We start from the raw sequence: 21,011 nt of genomic DNA, 5'->3' as shown, positions 1-21,011 counted from the left end.
TGGGCTGGCGGGTCACGGGGTCGGTGGACGGTGGCGGGGGCCGGGTGGGTACGGGGCGGGTCGTCAGGTGCGCAGGCCCAGGACGAGCCCGACGGTCAGGGCGGTCAGCAGGACCACGACGAGCAGCACCGACCCGAGGGCGTAGCCGAGGTAGACGGCGCGCGCCCGCCGGGGGTAGGCGGCGGCCGCGGCGCGGTCGGTGAACCGCAGACGCAGGTAGCGCCCGCTCTCCGGACCGAGGTGGAGGACACGGAGGGCGTGGCCCAGCATCGTGTAGCCGTCCAGCGGGGGCAACGGCACCAGGTTGACGAGTGCCTGCGCGCTGCCGAGCAGCAGCAGCGCGGAGAGCGCGCGGCGGGTCGGGTCGCCGTCGGGCAGCGCCGCCCACCAGGCCAGGAACGGCAGCAGGAAGAGGAGGTTGGCGTAGGCCCCGGCACCCGCGACCGCCAGCTGCCGCCAGCGTCCGCGCAGGTAGGGGTAGTTGCCGACGGTGCAGTACATGACGGCGACCGGCAGCCGCCAGCGCAGCCCGATCTCGGTGACGGTCCCGCCGTGGTGCCGGGCGGTCACGCCGTGCGCCAGCTCGTGCAGCGCGGTACTGAGCCAGAGCAGTGTGCAGACGGCCAGCAGCACGACGGGCTGCTGGAAGGCCCACCAGGTGTCCCGGGCGAGTTCGGGCAGCCGGGTGGCGAGCCACCCCTCCATCAGCAGCAGCCCGGCGGTCAGCGGGATGAGCGGCGCCGGGCGCAGCGCGGGGCGCAGCAGCCGGTGCAGCCGGGCGGTGGTGGCGTCGGCGTCGGCGACCAGCCGGACGCTGCCGCGCAGCGCGGTTCCGCTGAGTGGCCCGGTGCGGGGGGTGGGTGGCTCCTCGGGGGCGGGGCGTGGGTCCCCGGCGAGCAGCCGCCGGGCGCCGAGGAGTCCCAGCAGCCGCTGCCAGTGGGGGGCGGCGAGGCGTTTGCCGAACGTCCCGGCGTACTCCTCGCCGATCTCCCCCAGGCTGCGGTGCCCGTCGAGCCGGGAGATCAGGAAGTGCTCCTTCGGGCCGACCTCGAAGGCACCGCCGTCCGGGCCCTTCACCAGGTGCACGGTGGCCGGGCCCCGCAGCATGGCGGGGCTCAGCAGCACGCCGGGGCGCAACGCCGGGCGATGGGCGAGGAGTTCGCCGGAGCCGGGGGTCATGGTGCCGCCGGTGTGGGTGGGGTGGCCGGGTCGCCGGAGGGGGCCGCCGGGTCCTCGCGCAGCACCCGGCCGAGCACGTGCGAGAGGTACGCCTCGTCGCGGATGGTGACGTGCAGCCGGTTATTCGTCATGTGCATGTACGGCGAGAGGAGCAGGGGCAGGGCGACGGCGGGGTCGCTGACCCGCTCGTCGCGGCTGCCGTCCCAGGAGCGGAAGACCAGCTCGCCGTCGACGGCCAGCCGCTCGGCGTGGTCGCGCAGTTCGAGGCAGTGCCGGGCCCAGCCGCGCAGGAAGGCGGGGAGCCGGTCGAGTTCGCCGTCGCGCACCGCGTGCCGGATGGCGGTGAAGCGCCTGCCGAGGCCGGGGGCGAGTTCGGCGTAGTTCCGGTCGTACTCCCTGGAGCCGATGAAGCCGGTGCCGGGGAACGCGTTGTGCCAGAACTCGTAGTAGCGGTTCAGGTAGGCGCCCAGTTCCTCGCGGTCGGGCAGGAAGCATCCGGCCATCACCATCATCAGCTGCGCCGAGGTGCCGAGCAGCACCGTGCGCAGGTGGAGGTTCATGGTGCGGAAGGCGTCCATGACGAGGTCGCTGGAGTGGGCGAAGTGCCACTCGGCGAGGGCGATTCCGGCGGGGCCGCCGTACTTGCCGTACTCCGGCTCGTAGGGCTCGCGGGAGAAGGAGTTGTTGGGGCGGAGGTTCATCCGCCCCTCGCCGTCGAGGAAGGCGCCCCGGTCGTTCTCGGGGAACTCGATCTCGAAGAGGGTGTTGTAGAACTCGTTGAGGAAGCCGGAGTCGACCTGGTAGAGCGCCGGGCGGACGCGCAGGAAGTGGCCGACGGCCTCCTCGGCGCGGCAGCGCACCTCGTCGGCCGCGGCGGCGTCGGCGGGTTTGAGGCGCAGCCGGACGTGTGGGCCCTCCAGCCAGTAGTTGATGAAGAAGTGGCCGGCCAGCAGTCCGTCCGCGGTGAGTTCGGCGATCAGCGGCCGGACGCACTGGACCAGCAGTGGCTGGGGGTTGGCGGCGTAGAAGACGTGGAGGGCCTGCCACTCCCCCGGCTCACCCCGGGAGCCGGGGCTGGCGGGTGGCGCGGAGGGGGTCAGCTCTGGCATGTCGGGGCGGCCTCCGTCGGTCGGTGGGGGGTGTCGGGCGCCGTGGGCGCCGGGGGCCCGGCGAGGGCGGGTGAGGTGAACGTCTCCACGGCCAGCTCGGCGACGTGCTCGCCGCGTTCGGAGCGGACGTGCAGCCCGTCCCGGCCGGGCAGCTGCTCGCGGAGGACGACGCGGTCGCCGGGGCCGGTGAGCAGCGCCTCCAGCGCGCTGAGCGAGAGGTAGCTGTCGAAGTCCACGAACTGGGGTTTGGCCCCGACGGCGCCCCGGGGTCCGCTGGAGACGGTGGCGAAGACCTGGGCGGGCAGCCGGTGCGCGCGGCGCCAGCGCTGCCAGCCCAGGAACCAGTCGTGGTCGGGGACTCCGGGCCCGCGCGTCGGCAGCGCCCCGGCGGTGGTGGTCCAGCTGCGGCGGCTGAGCACGAGGTCGCCGTACCGCACGCGGGGCCGCGAGGTCACGCCGTCGGTCTCCGGGCCCTCGGGGACGCCGCCCCAGACCTCCAGCGGCGCCATCGAGGTGGGCGACATCAGCAGCAGGGTGCGCGGGATCTCGGGCAGCGCGAGCGGCACCAGGTAGCCGAGGTAGACGGGGATCACCTCGCGGTCGAGGCGGGCCGAGCGGAGCCGCAGCCGGTCCGCCTCCGCGTCGTGTTCGACGTACAGGTCGTCGAGGTGGATGCGGCGGTCCTCGGGGACGGTGCTGGACTCGCCGGGGCAGACGATCTCGTACTCGGTGAGCGGGCTGTGCAGGTTGAGGTTGCTGGTGACCGCTCCCCCGGTGATCTCCGCGAGGACGGCCCCCTCGGGGGTGATCCGCTCGGCGGTGGCGCGCAGCGCGGCGGAGTACTCTCCCGCGCGTCCCACCGGCTCCCGCTGCTCCTCCGGGGCTGGCTGGTCGTAGACGTGGGTGAAGCGGCTGAAGGGGAAGGACAGTCCGCCGTAGGAGCGGTTGAGGACGACGAGTGGAGCGCCGTCCCGGCCGCCTCCGGCGGCCAGCTGCACGTGGTGGCTCTGCGGTGCGAAGTCCCCGGCCACCGGGGCGAGTTCGTCGGCCACGGCGGTCAGGTCGCCCGGATCGAGGTGGATCTCCTCCGCGTCGCCGCGCTCCGCCCAGGCCCGGCGCATCCGCGAGACGAAGGTGCGGCGCGCGGAGTCGAGGGCGCGGATGCCCGGCAGGCCCAGCCAGTTCTCCTCCGGCACGTACTCGCCCCGGTCGTCGAACGGCTTCCGGTCGCCGGTGAAGGAGAGGTACTGGTCGAAGAAGTCCTCGTGGAAGTCGTGGACGAGGCCGAGGAGGTCGTCGCATCGGCCACCGCTCCCGTACCGGGCGACGAAGAACCCCCGGAAGGTGACGCGCTGGGGCAGCGTCAGGTCGAAGGCGGGCAGGACCCGCTCGACGTCGCGCAGGTCACCGCCGGAGAGCCCGGTCCAGACGCGCCGCTCGCAGCCCAGCCCCTGGCCCGCGCTGACGTCCTCGTACAGCAGGGTCTGCGGGAGGGTGGGGTCCTCGGCGCCCAGCAGTTCCTGTGCCGCCCGGAGTTCGGCCCGCAGGGCGCGGGTCAGCGCGGCGCGTTCGGCGGAGGTGGCCCGGGGGAAGTCGGCGAGGATCCGGGCGGGGCCGTCGAGGGCGTCGGCGAGCCGCTCCGCCCAGGGGCGCGCGAGGTCCCGCAGGGCGGTCTGGAAGGCGCGCAGCGGATCGCCGCTGTGCACGTCGGTGTCCAGACAGGGCACCCGGACCATGCCGAGCTGGAGCAGCGCCGCCACGTACGCCTCGCACTGCTCGGGGGTGGCGTCGTGTTCGTCGCGCAGCCAGCCGACCAGGTCCCGGTAGCGCGGTTCGGCGTCCTTCTCGAACAGGCCGAGCAGCTGGTCCAGGGTGCCGCTGCGGCGCAGGAAGAACAGCCGGTCGCGCACCGCGTCGAAGGTGACGGTGGCGGAGTCGTCGCCGGTGGTGACCCACTGCCGGACGTAGCGGATCCGGTCGTCGTCGCGCTCCCAGCCGGAGGCCAGCCGCACCGGCAGGTCGTGGCGGCGGGCGGGGTCGGCGAGGATCAGTTCGGCGAACCGGCCCAGGACGACGACGTTCAGCCGGACGTGGCTCGACCAGCGCCCGTCCACCCGCACGGTGGCGTCGGCCGGACCCGGCGCGGCGGCCTCCCGGAAGTGCCCGTCGGCGACGGCGGTGAAGGTGCTGAACGGGCTGGTCTTGCAGGCCGTGCGGTAGAGGTACGACAGCACGGACCGCTCGATCTTGCGGGTCCGCTTGTCGGGGGCGCGGCCCTCCCGGGCGGCGGCCCCGGCGGTGGCGAGGTAGCCGTCGAGCTGCCCCTCCAGGGTCGGGGAGGCCAGCAGCAGTCCGCAGCGCAGCCGCTCCTCGGTCAGCAGGGCACGCAGGGCGGCGCGGGTCGCGGCCTGGTCGGTGGCGAGCAACGACGCGCCCTCGTCGAGGAGTTCGGCCAGCCGCCGCCGGTCGCGCACCCAGCCGGTGACCTCCGCCGCCGCCCCTGGGGCCAGGTCGGCGACGAGCCGTTCGGCGGCCGCGGGGTCGGAAGGCAGCCGGTTGTTGAAGATTTGGCGGCGCAGGGCGAGCAGGGCCCGCCGCTGGGCGGCGCCCGCGCCGTCCGGCGCCACGTCGGTGGCGCCCACCGCCTCGTGCAGCAGGTCGCTGAGGGTCTCCGCCCGGGACCGCAGCGCCTCCTCGGCGGCGAGCACCTGGTCCGCCCACTCGCGGGCCCCGGCGCAGCGCAGCGCGTCCACGGAGGCGGCGGGGAGCCCGGCGACGCGCAGCGTGAACCGGCGCCCGGGCTCCCAGCCGGCCGGGGCGGCGGGGCTCGCGGGATGGGTCCCGGCCGCGGTTCCCGTACTCGGGTCGGGTGTCATGGGTCGGCCTCCCTCAGGCGATCTCGTAGCGGAAGTCGGCGGGGCGGGGCCGCTCCTGACCGAGCATCATGATCAACAGCGGTTGTTCGCCGGTCGGTTCCAGGCCGAGTTCCTCGACGTAGGAGACGTTGTCGAAGCCGAGAGCCACGCCCGCGCCGAGCCCGAGCGCCGCGGCCACGGTGTAGAAGGTCTGCGCGACCGCCCCGACGGTGGCGTTGACCAGGCGGTAGCCGCGGTCCCCGACGGCGTCCAGCACGGCCGCGGTGCGGATCGTCGGGACGAGCACCACGCCCGCCTGCTCCAGGTTGTAGTTGGACAGGAAGTAGTTGCGCTGGAGGAACGGCCCCGGGGCGCCGGGCACCACGCGGCGCAGCGCCCCCGCCGCCGGATCGAAGGCGTAGGCGCCCGGCTCGACGCCCTCGACGTGGTTGACGAAGGCGTACAGGGTCACCAGCCCGGACCCGGCCGCCGGATCCGGCTCCTCGGCGGGCGCGGGGCGTTCGGCGTCGCTGCCGAGCGAGACGGCGGCGCAGGCGCCGAGGGTGGCCGACAGCGCGGCGGCGGAGACGGGGTGGGAGGCGTCGAAGCGGCCGAAGCTGCTGCGGCGCTCGCGCAGGGCGCGGCGCACGCTCACCGGCGGCGGTTCGGCGGACGGCAGCGCGACGGCCGGGCCGCGCCCGGCGGCCGGGGGTGCGGCGGCGGGCGCCAGCGCCCCGGGGGCCGGGCGGTCGGTGGCGCCCGCCACGGTCGCGGCGTGGATCCGCTCCAGCGTCTCGAAGCGCAGGACCTCGCGGGAGCGCTCCACGTCCCGGTGGCGGACGGCGGCGGTGGGCGTGGGCGGCGCGGCGGGCCGGGCACCGTCCCAGCGGAGCGGGACGACGGCGAAGAGGCCCTCCTCCTCGTCGCGCAGTCCGAGCAGGCGGCAGAGCCGCGGCTCGTCGAACCAGAGCGCGGGCCGGACGCTCAGGCCGCGGGCGCGGGCCCAGAGACGCCAGGTGGCGAGGACCGCGCCCAGGTCCATGCTCACGGCGTGGAAGGAGAAGCTGTTGTACTTGAAGGCGTTCTGCCAGTACTTGATCCCCAGCACGAGGTACTGGCCGCTGTCGGCGTCCGGGGCGTCCTCGCCGAGCGCCGCGCGCACCTCGCCGGTGACGTCGCCGGTGAGCAGCCGCCGCATCGCGTGGTGCGGCGCCGAGTAGTAGTGCACGCCGGGCGGGCGCGGGCCGCCGCTCCCGGAGACCCAGTAGACGCTGACGGGGTAGAGGCCCCCGCCGGAGGCCGTGCCGCGCGACCAGTTGGCCTGCGGGTAGTGCGGGAGGGCGCCGAGGTCGGTGTTGGTCTGGACGCCGAGACGGCGCCCGACGAGACCGAGGGAGTCGCGCAGCATCCCGGAGAGCGCGTCCAGGGTGAACGGCGTCTCCGCGCCCGGTTCCACCTCGCCCCGGCAGCCCGCCGCGACCGTCGCCCCGGCCGGGTAGTCCGGGTCCGGCAGCGGGAGGGACTCGGTGCCCGGGTAGAACTTCGTCTTCCTCGGCCGGTCCCCCCAGTCGGGAACGAAGTCGACGGGCTCCATCGGGACCCGCCCCCGCCGCATGATCGCGGCGGCGTAGTCCTGGGCGTAACCCACGGGGCTCTCCTCTCTGCTGGGCGGGGCGGTACCGGACGGGCCCGGGGCCCCCGGTCGGCCGGGTCGGCTGGGTCGGTTCACGGGAAGGGGTGCGGGGCCGGGTTGAACTCGTCCGGTGTCAGGTCGCGCGTCCGCAGCCCCGCCGCGCGCAGCGCGGTGCGCAGCCGGGGCATGGTGCGGGCGCGCTGCCGGGACCAGCCGAAGTCGATCGGGAGGAGCCCGGGCACCAGGACGCTGACGGTGTGCAGTCCGAGGGTCCGCTGCTCGGGCAGGGTCTGGTCGACGACGACCACGTCGAACCCGGCGGCCGTCACCACGTCCACGCAGCGGCGCAGGTCCTCGCGGAGGTCCGGGGAGGCGGGCTCGCCGGAGGGCCCGGGCCAGCGCAGTTCGGCCACGGCCCGTGGGGGCGGGGCGGCGTCCGGGCACGGCCCGTCCTCACCGAGGAGGAACGCCGCGTGGACGCCCATCTCCGGCACGCCGTACACCAGCGGGTGGTCGTGCAGGGCGGTCACCAGGTCGAAGTCGGCGGCCATGGCCCGCAGTCGGGCCTCGTCGCGCTCTGTGCGCCCGGGCAGGTTCACCGCGTCCGTGGCGATCTCGCAGAGCGCGGAGTCGAGCGCCGACTCGGGGTCGAGGCTGGCGCCCGCGCCGAAGCACATGCGGCCGGTGCCGCCGTCGAAGCGCTCCGCGACGGCGGTGACGACCGGTATCGGGAAGGAGACCCGGGTGTCGAAGAAGCGGGCGCGGTAGCCGTACATCGCGAGCCGGTCCACCATGTGCCGGGTGCTGGCCCGGCCGCTGGTGGCCGGGTCGATCTCGGGCAGCGGCTGACGGCCGTACCAGGTCAGCAGGAAGGCGTCCCGTTCGACGACCTCCATCAGGCCGCAGTAGACGGCCTCCTCCAGACTGCCGCCGGAGGCACAGCCGTTGGAGCTCTCCTGCACGAACCGGTTCTCCAGGCCGGGCGCGTGGTAGTACGTCAGCACCTCCGGGACCAGCCGGGGCCGCTCGTCGCGCAGGGAGTACCCCCACACCCAGGGGATCTCCCGGTCCGGCGCGAAGGGGGTGACGCGCGGGTTGGCGCGGTAGAACTCCTCGGAGTACAGGCCCACCTCGCGGGGGTCCACGGCGTCGGCGCCGAACCGCTCCAGGGTCCCGGTGACGCTGGTGGTCCGCGAGCGCGCCCGCATCCCGGCGTAGCGCTCCATGCCCTCCAGGACGCCGATGCGGTCGCTGTGCGCGAAGGACCCGGCGTGGCCGCCCCAGAAGGTCTCGCGGAGGTACGCGCCGGAGCGCATCGAGAAGCAGCCGATGGTCGCCGAGGTGGTGGTGGACGAGACGTCGTGCACCACGGAGGGGCCCAGCGCCCCGCAGACGGGGTTCGCGAACGCGGCGACGTCCAGGTCGTAGCTCTCGATGGGGCGCACCCGGAACGTGCCGGGCCGGTGCTTCGGCGCGGGCCGCAGCCCAAGGCGCGCCCCCTCCTCGGTGTCGGCGCGCGGGGTGGCGCACCGGGGGCACTCCGGATCGGGCACCAGCGGGTAGTGGCGTACCGCCAGGGTCCGCAGGTCGAGCAGCCACACCTCGGGGAACGGCCCGCCGGGGGCGGGGGGTTGGGCGCTGAGCGCGGTGAGGAGCGCCGCCGCCGCGTCGGTGGCGAACGGGGTGGCGTAGGGCCACGCGCCCGCCGCGCGGGTCTCCCCGCCCAGCTCCAGCGCGTCCCGCAGGGCCACCGACCGCACCGACTGCCAGCGGCGGGCCAGGCAGTCGGCGCAGCCCGCCGGGTCCCCGGTCGTGGGCAGCGGGCCGACGAGGAGGTGCGCGCCGTACCAGCGCACCGGCACCGGCGGGTCGGGGTCGGCGCCGCCGGAGGTCCCGGCCGGAACGCCGCTGGCCGGGTCGGGGCCCGGGCCGGACGTGGCGAACGCGTCATGCCCGCCGAGCGGGGCGAGGCGCACGCGGGGGCCGCCGAGTCGTCGCAGCGCCCGGTGGAGCGCCTCCTCGTCCGGGCCGGCGCCGGGCGCGCTAGCCGCGGTCACGGGCGGCCTCCGTGGTGAGGAGGACGCGGGCGGTGTGGATACCGGCGGCGGCCAGGTCCGCCGGGCCGGTGTCGGCCACCAGCGCGTCGCGGCCCGCCGCCCGGAGCCGGTCGAGCACCGCGGGCCAGGGCGTCACCGTGGTGGAGACGGCACCATCGGCGTGCTCCGGGCTCCCGGCGTGCTCGGCGTCCGCCGCGTGCAGGGTCGTCGCGTCGAGGTCGTGGAGGAGCGGATCGCCGGTGCCGAAGGGTTCGGCGGTCGGCTCGGCGGCCAGCTGCGCCTGCCCGAGGAGGTCGCGCAGCGCGGTGGCGGCCGCCGCCTGCCAGCTGGTCCCGGCTCCGGCGGCCCAGCGTCCCGCGCCCCGGGCGAGCAGCACGTGGACGCCGGAGCGCGCGTGCTCACCGAGGTCGAGCAGTTCCAGCTCCAGGTCGAGAACGGCCGACGACCGCAGCAGGAAGGTGAGTTCGGGGTCGGCCGCCTCCCCCTCGGCCAGCACCTTCAGCGGGACGAGCGCCGCCGTGCCGCCGTGCAGCGCGCGGCTCAGCGCGTCGTAGGTGAGGGCGGAGAGCAGCCCCTCGGCGGCGGCGTCGGCCGGGCTGGCGCCCGCGCCCGTGCCCGCTCGGGTCGGCTCGAACAGCCGGTCGGCGTTGTCCGGGCCGAAGGTCCGCACGGCGGCGGCCGGTACCAGGACCTCCTCCCCGGTGAGGAGCGAGGTGGCGCGGGTCCAGGCGGGTATCCGCGCGGCGGGGGTGCCGGTGCCGCCGTCGAGGGCCAGCGTCGCTGGCTCCACGGCGCGCGGCGCCGCCTCGCCCGCGCGCGCCGCCCGGAGCTGGTCGCCGCTCAGCACACCCGAGGCGGGCGCCGCGTGCTCGGCGTACACCCCGGCAGCGGCGTGCAGCGCCCGCAGCCGGGCGCCCGCGACGTGATGGGTGTCGAAGGCGGCGACGCGGCGGCTCACGCCGTGCCCGGTGCCGAACTCGACGAGGGTGGCCTTGAGGGGGAGCTGGGTGAGCGGTTCGTCCGCGAAGCGGGTGAACACCCCCGTGTGTGGCTGGACCAGGACGGAGCGGCGGTTCAGCTCCTCGACGAGGGCGTCCGCCTCCCGCGCGGTCTCGACCGTGGGCAGGGCGGGGCCGCCGCTCCCGGCCGTGGCGAGGTCCACCGGCCCGGCGGCGCCCTCGGGGACGGCGCAGAACGGACAGCGGGGGTGCGGCAGCAGCGGTTCCGCCGTCACGTCGAGGGACCGGCTGTCCTGGATGACGAGGCGTCCGGCGGTCTCGGCGGGCAGGGCCCCGGTGGTGCGCCGGAAGACCTCGTAGCCGAGGAGGTTGCCGAGCATGGCGGCCAGCGGCCCGCCGGGCGGGGCGCCCACCGGAGCGCCGCCGGGCAGGGCCAGGCTGGCCCAGACGTCGGCCGCCGCCGCGGCGTCGTGCGCGCCGATCCGCCAGACCGCGCAGCACCAGCAGCCGGTGGAGTCCGCGGTCGTCAGCGGCCCCACGGCGGCGTACGGGCCGAAGGACCAGGCGGGCAGGAGGGTCCGGCCCTCGGGGACACCGGCGCTGAGCAGGGGGTGGATCCGCTGGGGCGCGGCGGGGCCGCCGGTGACGACGACGGTGTCGTAGCCGTCGAGGTCCGCCCAGCCGGTCGGCCGTCCCCGGGGGGTGGCGATCCGGCTGAGGTCCACGGGACAGCCGTCGGCGGTGGCCTCGCGCGCCTCGGCCTCGACGGCCTCGGCGCTGGCGGCGTCGAGCCCGTCGGAGAGGCCTACGGCCGCGCAGCCGTTGCGGATCAGGCTGAGCGCGCACCAGCGGGCGACGGCGTCGGTGCCGAGCACCGCGACGCGGGCGTCGGTGAAGCGGCGGAAGCGGCGTTCGGCGCCGTCCGCGTAGTGGTCGACGTAGGCGATCTGCGGGGCGTACCGCCGGGCCACGGCGTCGGGGAGCGGGGGCTCGCCGTCCGGCTCGGTGGGCGGGGTGACGGCGCGGGCGAAGTCCCGGTCGTACAGGTTCCGTACGAGTTCGCCGACCATGGCGCGCTGGGACTCGCCCAGGCCCTGGCAGATCTCGGCGACCGAGTGCTCGCCGTCGAGGTGCGGGACGATCAGCGTCGCGAAGCGGTAGGCGGAGGCGGCGGTCAGCCGGAAGCCGCCGTCCGCGTTGTGGAAGAGCACCCCGTCGGGGGTCTCGGTGAACAGCACGTCGCGGCGGATGCGCGGACGCGTCGAGGCAACGGATGCGTAGGTCGCTGAACCCATGAGAAGGAAACCCCTGGTTGGTCGAGGTGGCCGGTCGGTCGCGGGAGTGCGCGAGGGTCGCCCCTCAGTGGCGCGCGGTCTCCGCCGGACTGTCGTGGTCCGCGCCCCGGCCCCCGGTGTCCCGGTCCCCCGCCCGGCGGCGCGCGAAGAGCTTCAGTAGCCGGTGGATGCGGTAGGGGCCGGGCGGGCCGTCCTCCAGCAGTCCGGCGTCGGCCAGCTGTTCCAGCGCCTCCTCGCTCTCGGCCGTGTCGCCGAGCGCCCGGGCGGTGAACAACAGCCCGTCCAGTTCGCCGAGTTGGTGGAAGGCCGCCTGCCAGCGCGGATCCAGCCGCCGCAGCGCCCCACCGAACACGTGCGGTACCGACATCCCCGGATCGTCGGTGAGGGTCAGCCGGGCCGGCAGGTCCTCGGCCAGCCAGGCCACACAGTCCTCGACGCGCAGCGACGGCCGGGTCAGCAGCCGGGCGGCGGCGATCCGCAGGCTGAGCGGGAAGTGGCCGCAGACCTCGGCCAGGCGCTCGCTCGCCTCCGGCTCCGCCGCCACCCGCTCCGCGCCGAGGACGGCCACCAGCAACCGCCGCGAGGCGGCCGGGCACAGCGGGGCGAGCCGGTGGACGCTGCCCCCGTGGGTGGCCATCAGCCCGCCCAGCCCGCGCCTGCTGGTGACGATGACCGCGCCGACCGGCACGCTCGCCAGGAGCGCCCGCACCTGGTCGGCGCCGGTCACGTCGTCGAGGACGAGCAGGGTGCGGCCGTCCGCGCCGACGGGCGCCGGGAGTTCCGCGACCACCTCCTCCGGGGTCCGCGAGCCGCCGTCGGGGTGGGTCATCGGGAGGACGAACACCCCGCCGGGGAAGTCCCGCTGGAGGTCGTGCGCGCACTGGAGCGCGAGCGCCGTCTTGCCGACGCCCGGCGCCCCGGAGAGCACCACCACGGTGGCCTCGGCGGACTCTGCGGCGAACCGGGCGGCGATCGCGGCGCGTTCGTCCGCCCGTCCGGTGAAGAACGGTACGGGCGGCACGCGCGCCGGCACCGGCGGCGGCTCGGCGGCCGCCGGTGCCCCCTCCGCGGGGAGCGCCGGGACCTCGGCGGACGCCGGGAGGGCGGCGGGGGTCGCGCCGGGCAGCGCGGGCTGCTGGCCGGGGTCGGTCGGGCCGAGGTCGTCGCCCCGCAGGATGGAGAGTTCGAGGCGCCGCAGCGCGGGGCCGGGGTCGATGCCCAGCTCCTCGGTGAGGCGGCCCTTCACGGCGCGGTACTCGGTCAGCGCCTCCTCCTGGCGTCCCGTGCGGTACAGCGCCTCGATCAGCTGCTCGGAGAACCGCTCCCGCCCCGGGTGGCGGCGGGCGGTGTCCCAGAGGTCCACCAGCACCTGGCGGCAGCGTCCCAGCCGCAGTTCGATGTCGCAGACCCGTTCCAGGGTGCGCAGCCGCTCCTCGGTGAGGCGCGGCACCTCGTCGCGGTGGAGCACGGGCGAGGCGACGTTGGCGAGCAGTGGGCCCTGCCAGAGGGTCAGCGCCTCCTTGAGCCGGTACAGCTCGCCCTCCGGCTCCCCCACGGTGTCCGCCTCCCGGACGAGTTCACGGAAGCGCACCAGGTCAAGGGTGTCGGCGTCCGCACGCATCCGGTAGCCACCGGGAACCGCCTCGATGGGGTTGCCGGTGATCCCGTACTTGCCGAAGATCCTGCGCAGCCTGAGAACGCAGCTCTGAAGGGCCGCCCGAGCCGTGGCGGGCGGGTCGTCGTCCCACAGGGCGCGCAGCAGGTACCCGGTGGAGACCACCGCCCCGGGATGGATGAGCAGCGCCGCGAGCAGGCTGGACGGTTTGGACGGTCCGAGAACGACCGCGTCGTCGCCGTCCGCGATACTCAGGGGACCCAAAAGCTGGAAACGCATACGGCAGCGGCCCCCCGTCAGGATCTGGCTCGACGCCGCGAAAAGCTACCGAATACTGGATATCCGGGCGCACCGGTACGGTTGCAAACAGAAAATACCGACACGCTTCCGCGGTCCGGAACTCTGCCAGGCTCCACTGAATTCATACTCCCCCGGTCGCACGCGAACCCGTCAACCCCGGTCTGTAGGGCCAGGTCAGAGAAGTTTCAACGAACTTGACGAACCGTCCGTCAACGAAACCCCGCCGACCCGTGAACACGCGGTGAATACATCCACGACTCGTTTTTGACACACGGTGTCCACAACTGGTTGGGCATCCTAGTAACCGACCCCCGGAAAGTCGACCCTTGTGTGGCCGTCTATTTTTCGCCGCGCCTCGAAGCGAAAAGAAGCACGTATCGCGCCTATGGAACACGAACGGGCCGGTAGTCCCGAATATCCACAAACGGGGACGGACGCGCGGAGACGGACGGCGGGCACCCCGGCGGCTCACCGGACCCGCGCCCGGGCCGCGCGGGGCGTCGCCGCGCACCGCCGGAATCCCCGTCTCCCGGGCCCCGCGCCGGGGGCGCGCCGCGCGGAGACCGCGACCGCGCCCCCGGTTTCCCCGGCTCCGGGGGCGGAGCCCCGGCGGGCGGTCCGCCGCCCGCCGTGACCGGCCGTGCGGCGCACCGGAGTTCGGCCGGTTCGGGTCCTCCCCTCCGGCCCCCGCCGTGCGAGGTCAGGGCGCGGGCGGGGCCGCGTGCTCCGCACGCCGCTCGTTCGCCGCCTCCGCGTCCTCCGGGTCGGTCCCGGTGCTGGCGTCGCGCCGGACCAGGGCGGCGTACCGGCCGTCGGCGGCGAGCAGTTCGGCGTGCGTGCCGCGTTCCGCGATCCGCCCCTCGTCCAGCACCACGATCTGGTCGGCGGAGCGGATGGTGGAGAGCCGGTGGGCGATGGTGACCGTGGTGCGGCCGACCGCGAGCGCGTCCACCGCGCGCTGCACGGCGTGCTCGGTGCGGGTGTCGAGGGCGCTGGTCGCCTCGTCCAGGATGAGCACCGGGGGGTCGCGCAGGATGGTGCGCGCGAGTGCCAGCCGCTGCTTCTCCCCACCGGAGAAGCGGTACCCGCGCTCGCCGACGAGGGTGTCGTAGCCGTCGGGCAGGGCGGCGATCCGCTCGTGGATCCGCGCCGCCTCGGCGGCCGCGCGGACCTCCGCGTCGGTGGCGTCCGGCTTGGCGAAGCGGAGGTTCTCGGCGACCGAGGCGTGGAAGAGGTAGGTCTCCTGGGAGACCACGCCGACGGCGCGCGCCAGCGTGTCGAAGCCCAGCTCCCGCACGTCGACGCCGTCCAGGGTGACCCGGCCACCCGTCACGTCGTACAGCCTCGGGATCAGGTAGCCGAGGGTGCTCTTGCCGGAGCCGGTCGGGCCGACGACGGCGAGACTGGCGCCCGCCGGGACCGTCAGGTCGATCCCGCGCAGCGTGCGCCGGTCGGCGCGGGCGCCCGGGTCGGCCCGCACGGGGTCGGCCGGGTCCGGTCCGGGGTCCGCGGAGCCGGGGTCGGGCGACCCGGGGGCGGCCGGGGCCGTACCGGCGGAGGCTGGGCCGTGGTAGGAGAAGTCGACCCCCTCGAAGCGGATCTCCCCCCGGATCCGGGGCAGTTGCCGGGGCGTGGCGGGTTCGGTGATGTCGGGACGCAGGTCCAGGTACTCGAAGACGCGCTGGAAGAGCGCCAGCGAGGTCTGCATGTCGACACCGGTGGAGAGCAGCGAGACGGTCGGGCGCAGCAGCCCCTGCTGGAGGGTGACGAAGGCGACCAGCGTGCCGATGGAGAAGGCCGGTCCGCCCAGTTCGACCAGCAGCCCGGCCGTCCAGTAGAGCAGCGCCGGGATCGCCGCCATCACCATCCCGATGGAGGCCATCCGCCAGCGCCCCGCCATGTGCGAGCGGACCTCCAGCTCGGCCAGCCGCGCCGATTCCTCGCCGAAGTCCCGGGTCAGCGAGTCGGATCGGCCCATGGTGCGGCCGAGCAGCATCCCGCTCACCGATAGCGACTCGGTGACGAGAGCGGAGAGCGCGGCCATCTGCTGCTGGCGCCGGGTGGCGATCTTCCGCCGCTCGCGCCCCACCCGACGGCTGACCCAGACGAAACAGGGCAGCAGCAGGAGCGAGACGACGGTGAGCCGCCAGTCGAGCGCGAGCATCGCCACGACGGTGGCGACGACGCTCGTCAGGTTGGAGACCAGCGAGGTGGCGGTGGAGGTGACGGTCGCCTGCATCCCGCCGATGTCGTTGGCGATGCGGGACTGCACCTCCCCGGTGCGGGTGCGGGTGAAGAAGGCGAGCGGCATCCGCTGGAGGGTGGCGTAGACGCCGGTGCGCAGGTCGTGCATCACCCGCTGCCCGACGGTGGTGGAGATCAGCGTCTGGAGCACCCCGAAGGCGCTGGTCAGCACGGCCGTCCCGATCATGCCGAGGGCCAGCAGCCCGAGCAGCCCGGTGCGCCGCTCCGGGATCGCCACGTCGAGGATCTCGCGGAGCAGGAACGGGGAGGCGACCGAGACCAGGGAGGAGGCGACGACGAGCAGGCCCACCACGGCCAGCCGCCCCCGGTAGGGACGGAAGAGCCGGAGGACGCGGCGGATCGGGACCGCGTCGGCCCCGGAAGCCGGGCTGCCGGAGATCGGGGCCGACGGGGTCCACTCGGGGGCGTGGTGACGCAACGGGCTCCCTCTTCGGAGGCGGGGTCGGGGGTGCGAGCGGCCCGGGGTGGTGGGGCCGGCCTCTGAGGATAGGTCACTGTTAACCATAAACTGTTGCCTGTGCTCACAGTGAACATCGTCCTGGTACGCTGCGCGCATGTCCGGCCCTCTCCCCGACGAGAACACCGACGACCTGGCGGACCAGCTCCTGCGGCTCACGAGGCGGTTGAACCTCGCGCACCGGCGCGGTCTCGCCCCGGTCGGCGTCACCCCCGCGCAGGCCCGGCTGCTGCGCGTCCTCGCCCGACGCCCGGAGCCACCACGGATGGCCGACCTCGCCGGGAGTCTCGGCGTGGTCCCCCGGCAGGTGACGAGCCTGGTGGACGCGCTGGAGGAGCGGGGCCTGGTGCGCCGGGCACCCGACCCGGGGAACCGGCGGGCGATCCGGATCGAGCTGACCAGGGGCGGCGAGGGCACGCTCGCCACCCTCCACCAGGCCCGGCGGTCGGCGGCCGAGGAACTGCTGGCCCCGCTGTCCGGAGACCAGCGCGACACCCTGCGCGGCCTGCTCATCCAGCTCGACCAGGCACCGGACGCCCGCCCCTGACGGCCCGCCGGCCGGGCGCCGCCCGGGGCCGCCGGGCCACGGGCGGGGTCCGGTCCAGCTCAGGGCCCTCCGGGCGGCGCCGACCCGCCCGACTACGATGACCTCCCGACGGCCGCCCGGCCCTCGACCCACGGAGGCGTCATGCCGCTGCTCGAACCCGACCCCGCCGCCCTGCGACCGGCCGAGGCCGGCCGGACCCCGGCTCCCGACCGGGTGCCGCGCGAGTCGGCCGGAGGCACCGAACCCCGCCTCCGGGAGGACCTGGAGGGCCTGCTCGGCCCGGACAAGGTGCTCTCCCACCTCTCCGACCTCGTGCGGTACGCCTCGGACGCCAGCCCCTACCGCTTCCTGCCCCGGGTGGTGGTCCTCGCGGAGAACCGCGCGGACGTCGCCGCGGTCCTGGCGTACGCGCGGGCCAACGGACGGGAGGTGGTCTTCCGGGCGGCGGGCACCTCGCTCAACGGCCAGGCGCAGGGCGAGGACATCCTGGTCGACGTGCGCCGTCACTGGGCCGGGGTCGAGGTGCTGGACGAGGACGGCGGCCGCGCCCGGATCGGCCCCGGCACCACCGTGGTCCGCGCGAACGCCGCGCTGGCCCGGTACGGGCGGCTGCTGGGCCCCGACCCGGCCAGCGCCATCGCCTGCACGGTGGGCGGGGTGGTCGCCAACAACGCCTCCGGCATGACGGCGGGCACCACCCGCAACTCCTACCGGACGGTGCGCTCGCTGACCGTCGTGCTGCCCAGCGGCACCGTCGTCGACACCGGTTCACCCACGGCCGACGAGGAGCTGGCCCGGGCCGAACCGGAGCTGTGCGCGGGCCTGCTGGCGCTGAAGGCCGAGATCGAGGCGGACCCGGAGCTGGTGACCCGGATCCGCGCCAAGTACGAGATCAAGAACACCAACGGCTACCGGCTCGACGCCTTCCTGGACGGCCACACCCCCGTGGGGATCCTGCGGGGGCTGATGGTGGGCTCGCAGGGCACCCTCGGGTTCCTCAGCGACATCGTCTTCGAGACGCTGCCGCTGCACCGGCGCACCTCCACCGGGCTGTTCTTCTTCCCGCGCCTCGCGGCGGCAGCGGCGGCGGTGCCGCGCTTCACCGAGGCGGGCGCGCTCTCCGTCGAGGTGATGGACGGCAACACGCTGCGCGCCTCGGTCAGCGTGGCGGGCGTTCCCGCCGACTGGGCCGAGCTGCCCAAGGAGACGGCGGCGCTGCTGGTGGAGTTCCGGGCGGCGGACGAGGCGGCCCAGGTGGAGTACGAGCGGGCGGCGCGGGAGGTGCTGGACGGCCTGGAGCTGGTCGCGCCGGTCGCGTCGGTCACCAACGAGTTCACCCGCGACGCGGGCACCATCGCCTTCTACTGGAAGGCGCGGAAGGCGTTCGTCACCGCGGTCGGCGGCTCGCGTCCCTCCGGCACCACGCTGATCACGGAGGACTTCGCGGTGCCGCCCTCCCGGCTCGCCGAGGCCTGCGAGGCGCTGCTGGAACTCCAGGACCGGCACGGCTTCGACACGGCCGTCGCGGGCCACGCCGCCCACGGCAACCTGCACTTCCTGCTCGCCTTCGACGCCGCGCGGCCGGAGGACGTGACCCGCTACGCCGCCTTCATGGACGACTTCTGCCGGATGACGGTAGAGCGCTTCGACGGCTCCCTCAAGGCCGAGCACGCCACCGGCCGGAACATCGCGCCGTTCCTGGAGCTGGAGTGGGGCGAGCGCGCCACCGAGCTGATGTGGCGCGTGAAGCGGACCGTCGACCCGGACGGGGTGCTGGCTCCGCGGGTCCTGCTGGACCGCGACCCGCGGGCACACCTGCGCGGGCTGAAGACCATCCCGCGGGTGGAGGCGGAGGCCGACCCGTGTATCGAGTGCGGCTTCTGCGAACCGACCTGCCCCAGCGGCGACCTGACCACCACCCCGCGCCAGCGCATCGTGCTGCGGCGGGAGATGAACCGGCAGGAGCCGGGTTCCGTGGTGGAGGAGCGGCTGCTGGAGGCGTACGGCTACGACGCGGTCGACACCTGTGCCGGGGACTCCACCTGCAAGCTGGACTGCCCGGTGGGCATCGACACCGGCGCGCTGATGAAGGAGTTCCGGCACACCCGGCACTCGCCCCGGGAGGAACGGGTCGCGGCCCGCGCGGCCCGGAACTTCGCGCTGGTGGAGCGGTCGGCGCGGCTGGCCGTCGCGGCGGCCGGGCAGTTGCGCGGGCGGCTCGGGCCGCGGCGCGGCGACCGGGTGCTGCGGGCCGTCACCTCGGCGGCGCGGCGGGCGGTGCGGCCGGACCTGATGCCCGAGTGGCTGTCCGAACTCCCACCCGCGGCCGGGCCGTTGCCGGTGACGGAGCGGAGCCGGGCCGCCGCCGTGTACTACCCGGCCTGCGTGAACCGCATCTTCGGTGAGCCACGCGGCACCGAGGGGCCCTCGCTGCCCGAGGCGCTGGTCCGGCTGTCGGCCCGGGCCGGACGGCCGGTGTGGATCCCGGACGGGGTGCGCGGCACCTGCTGCGCCACGATCTGGCACTCGAAGGGGTACGCCGAGGGCAACGCGGTGATGGCCAACCGCGTCGTGGAGGCGGCCTGGCAGTGGACGGACGGCGGGGAACTCCCGCTGGTGGTCGACGCCTCGTCCTGCACCCTCGGGCTCGCGGAGGAGGTCGTCCCCTCACTGACCCCGGCCAACCGGAAGCTGCACGAGCGGCTCACCATCGTCGACTCCCTGGTCTGGGCCGCCGACACCCTGCTGCCCCGGCTGACCGTGCGCCGGCGCACCGAATCCGCCGTGCTCCACCCGACCTGCTCCATGCGGCACCTGGGCGATGTGGACGCGCTGCGCGAGGTGGCGGGGGCCTGCGCGGAGGAGGTCACCGTCCCGCTGGACACCCGCTGCTGCGGCTTCGCGGGCGACCGGGGGATGCTGCACGAGGAGCTGACGGCCTCGGCGACCCGGCGGGAGGCCCGCGAGGTGCGGGAGGGGGAGTTCACCGCGTACCTCTCGGCGAACCGGATGTGCGAGATCGGCATGGACCACGCGACGGGCGGGGCCGGGTACCGGTCCGTCCTGCTGGAGTTGGAGTGGGCGACCCGTCCCGGCGGCGCCCCCGCCTAGGCGCCGCGGCCCCGGAAGGCCCGCCAGACCCGGTGGACCCGGTGGACGGGGCGGCGCCGGGCGCGGGCGCGGGTGAACCGCCGTGCCGGGGCCGGTGGTTGGTTTGCGCCGGACGGCCGACGGCCGCCCCGGTGGTGGGTGCCGGGGCGGCCGTGGTGCGCACGGGCCGGGTGCGGGCAGTCACGCGGCCCTCGTGGTCAGGTGTCAGGTGGGATCCGGTCAGGCGGTGGCGCCGGTGTGCAGCGCGATCGCTCCACCGGGCGGGACGGTGGCCTCGACGGAGCCGCCCTCCCCGACCTCGACGGTCTGTTCGCAGTCGCCGCCCGAGGAGGCCGCGACGTTGCAGTAGGTACCGGCGGGCAGGCCCGAGGTGAAGGTCTGGCTCAGCTCACCGTCACCGTTGTTGAGGGCGACGAAGCCGCTGTCACCCCGGCTGAAGGCGAGCCCGGCGCCCTCGGACCACCAGTCGCCGAGTTCGGCGTCGCCGACGGTGTTGTGGAAGCCCACCATGCCGGTGATCTCCGGCTTGGCGTGGACGTTGGTCCAGCCCTCGCCGCCGCTGGGCGGCCCGGTGTCCTTATCCTCGAACTCGTAGCCCGAGTAGACGTTGGGCGAGCCGTAGGGGTGGGCGAGCAGGAAGACGTTCGCCAGGGTGTGGGCGGAGCCGTCCTTGTAGGTCAGGGTCGAGCCGTTCCGCTCGGTGTCCCAGTTGTCCACGAAGCCGCGGGCCTTGCCGCTCTCCAGCTTGCCCTCACCGATGTCCCGCAGCCCGCCGAGGTCGCCGCCCTGGAAGGCGCTCTTCACGTGGGTGCCGAAGCGGAACTCGTCCACGTCCCCGAGGCCGGTGTACTCGTCCGGCTGCACGGCCTCGCCGTCACCGTAGATGACCTCGCTGACCCAGTAGCCGGGGTCCTCGGACATCTTGGACTTGATGCCCTCGATGTCGGAGGCCGCCATGTGCTTGGCGGCGTCGATACGGAACCCGGCGACGCCCAGGGAGCGCAGGTCGTCGAGGTAGGCCGCGATCTTGGCCTGGACCTGCTCGTTCCCGGTGTCCAGGTCGGCCAGGCCGACCAGTTCGCAGTTCTGCACCTGCTCGCGGTCGGTGTAGTCGGAGATGTCCTCGCGACAGCCGTGGAAGTCCCCGTCCTGGAACGTGCCGGGGTACTCGTACTTGCTGTACTCGGTGCCGCCGGTGCCGGTGCCCGAGCCCGCGGACATGTGGTTGATGACCGCGTCCGCGATCACCTTGACGCCGGCTGACTCGCAGGCGCTCACCATCGACTCGAAGGCCGCCCGGTCCCCCAGCCGCCCGGCGATCTGGTAGCTGACCGGCTGGTACGAGGTCCACCACTGGTCGCCCTCGATGTGCTCGGTGGCGGGCGACACCTCCACGTAGCCGTACCCGGCGGGGCCGAGGGTGTCGCCGCACTCCTTCGCCACCTCCGAGAAGGGGCGCTCGAAGAGGGTGGCGGTGACGGCCTTCTCACCGGGCGGCGCGGCCTCCGCCTCGGATTGCCAGGGCGCGGCGGCGAACAGCCCACTGACGGCGAGCACTCCGGCGGTGCCCGCCCCGATCAGGCGCGCTCTCATTCCTGGACGCACGTAACGGCTCCTTTGTGACGCGGG

The 21,011-nt window shown here is 75.0% G+C and carries 11 protein-coding genes; 2 read left to right on the top strand and 9 right to left on the bottom strand.

Annotated elements, in window-relative coordinates; all coding sequences use genetic code 11:
* Positions 1-63: 63 nt before the first annotated feature.
* From E0L36_RS16450 to E0L36_RS16415, 8 genes are all read right to left on the bottom strand, one after another.
* Positions 64-1,179, bottom strand: a complete 1,116-nt coding sequence (locus tag E0L36_RS16450) for a M50 family metallopeptidase (protein ID WP_180929766.1) — start codon at positions 1,177-1,179, stop codon at positions 64-66.
* Complete coding sequence (locus E0L36_RS16445) at positions 1,176-2,288, bottom strand: lantibiotic dehydratase C-terminal domain-containing protein (RefSeq protein WP_180929765.1); 1,113 nt, start codon at positions 2,286-2,288, stop codon at positions 1,176-1,178. The genes E0L36_RS16450 and E0L36_RS16445 overlap by 4 nt, the downstream gene beginning before the upstream one ends.
* Positions 2,276-5,164, bottom strand: a complete 2,889-nt coding sequence (locus tag E0L36_RS16440; RefSeq protein ID WP_180929764.1) for a lantibiotic dehydratase — start codon at positions 5,162-5,164, stop codon at positions 2,276-2,278. The genes E0L36_RS16445 and E0L36_RS16440 overlap by 13 nt, the downstream gene beginning before the upstream one ends.
* A 13-nt stretch (positions 5,165-5,177) precedes the next feature.
* On the bottom strand, positions 5,178-6,791 hold the full coding sequence (locus E0L36_RS16435) for a nitroreductase family protein (RefSeq protein WP_180929763.1): 1,614 nt from the start codon (positions 6,789-6,791) through the stop codon (positions 5,178-5,180).
* A 77-nt stretch (positions 6,792-6,868) separates the two neighbouring features.
* Entirely contained in the window at positions 6,869-8,833 is a 1,965-nt protein-coding gene (locus E0L36_RS16430; protein ID WP_180929762.1) for a TOMM precursor leader peptide-binding protein, read from the bottom strand.
* Entirely contained in the window at positions 8,820-11,087 is a 2,268-nt protein-coding gene (locus tag E0L36_RS16425) for a TOMM precursor leader peptide-binding protein (protein ID WP_180929761.1), read from the bottom strand. Before E0L36_RS16425 ends, E0L36_RS16430 begins: the two co-directional genes overlap by 14 nt.
* 64 nt (positions 11,088-11,151) lie before the next feature.
* A complete protein-coding gene (locus tag E0L36_RS16420; RefSeq protein WP_180929760.1) occupies positions 11,152-12,981 on the bottom strand; it encodes a BTAD domain-containing putative transcriptional regulator in 1,830 nt (609 codons plus the stop codon).
* Between the two features lie 721 nt (positions 12,982-13,702).
* On the bottom strand, positions 13,703-15,685 hold the full coding sequence (locus E0L36_RS16415; protein WP_374705540.1) for an ABC transporter transmembrane domain-containing protein: 1,983 nt from the start codon (positions 15,683-15,685) through the stop codon (positions 13,703-13,705).
* A 136-nt stretch (positions 15,686-15,821) separates the two neighbouring features.
* Here E0L36_RS16415 and E0L36_RS16410 point away from each other — a divergent pair, with 136 nt between their 5' ends.
* Together E0L36_RS16410 and E0L36_RS16405 are read left to right on the top strand one after the other, a co-directional pair.
* On the top strand, positions 15,822-16,271 hold the full coding sequence (locus tag E0L36_RS16410) for a MarR family winged helix-turn-helix transcriptional regulator (protein ID WP_180929758.1): 450 nt from the start codon (positions 15,822-15,824) through the stop codon (positions 16,269-16,271).
* Between the two features lie 141 nt (positions 16,272-16,412).
* Entirely contained in the window at positions 16,413-19,382 is a 2,970-nt protein-coding gene (locus E0L36_RS16405; protein ID WP_180929757.1) for an FAD-binding and (Fe-S)-binding domain-containing protein, read from the top strand.
* Between the two features lie 219 nt (positions 19,383-19,601).
* On the opposite strand, the gene E0L36_RS16400 is transcribed toward E0L36_RS16405, so the two are convergent.
* Positions 19,602-20,975, bottom strand: coding sequence for an alpha-amylase family protein (locus tag E0L36_RS16400; RefSeq protein ID WP_180930059.1), 1,374 nt, complete (start codon positions 20,973-20,975; stop codon positions 19,602-19,604).
* Between the last annotated feature and the right edge of the window lie 36 nt (positions 20,976-21,011).

Source organism: Streptomyces sp. AJS327 (assembly GCF_013450295.1).
In the GTDB taxonomy this organism is placed as follows: Bacteria; Actinomycetota; Actinomycetes; order Streptomycetales; family Streptomycetaceae; genus Streptomyces.
Note: the sequence above shows the minus strand (reverse complement) of the source record. Positions and strands in the feature narration are given on the sequence as shown.

Bases quoted from the DNA above. Each gene is read 5' to 3' on its own strand.
- E0L36_RS16450 (WP_180929766.1), bottom strand. From the start codon at position 1,179: ATGACCCCCGGCTCCGGCGAACTCCTCGCCCATCGCCCGGCGTTGCGC.
- E0L36_RS16445 (WP_180929765.1), bottom strand. From the start codon at position 2,288: ATGCCAGAGCTGACCCCCTCCGCGCCACCCGCCAGCCCCGGCTCCCGG.
- E0L36_RS16400 (WP_180930059.1), bottom strand. From the start codon at position 20,975: ATGAGAGCGCGCCTGATCGGGGCGGGCACCGCCGGAGTGCTCGCCGTC.
- E0L36_RS16405 (WP_180929757.1), top strand. From the start codon at position 16,413: ATGCCGCTGCTCGAACCCGACCCCGCCGCCCTGCGACCGGCCGAGGCC.
- E0L36_RS16410 (WP_180929758.1), top strand. From the start codon at position 15,822: ATGTCCGGCCCTCTCCCCGACGAGAACACCGACGACCTGGCGGACCAG.
- E0L36_RS16440 (WP_180929764.1), bottom strand. From the start codon at position 5,164: ATGACACCCGACCCGAGTACGGGAACCGCGGCCGGGACCCATCCCGCG.
- E0L36_RS16425 (WP_180929761.1), bottom strand. From the start codon at position 11,087: ATGGGTTCAGCGACCTACGCATCCGTTGCCTCGACGCGTCCGCGCATC.
- E0L36_RS16420 (WP_180929760.1), bottom strand. From the start codon at position 12,981: ATGCGTTTCCAGCTTTTGGGTCCCCTGAGTATCGCGGACGGCGACGAC.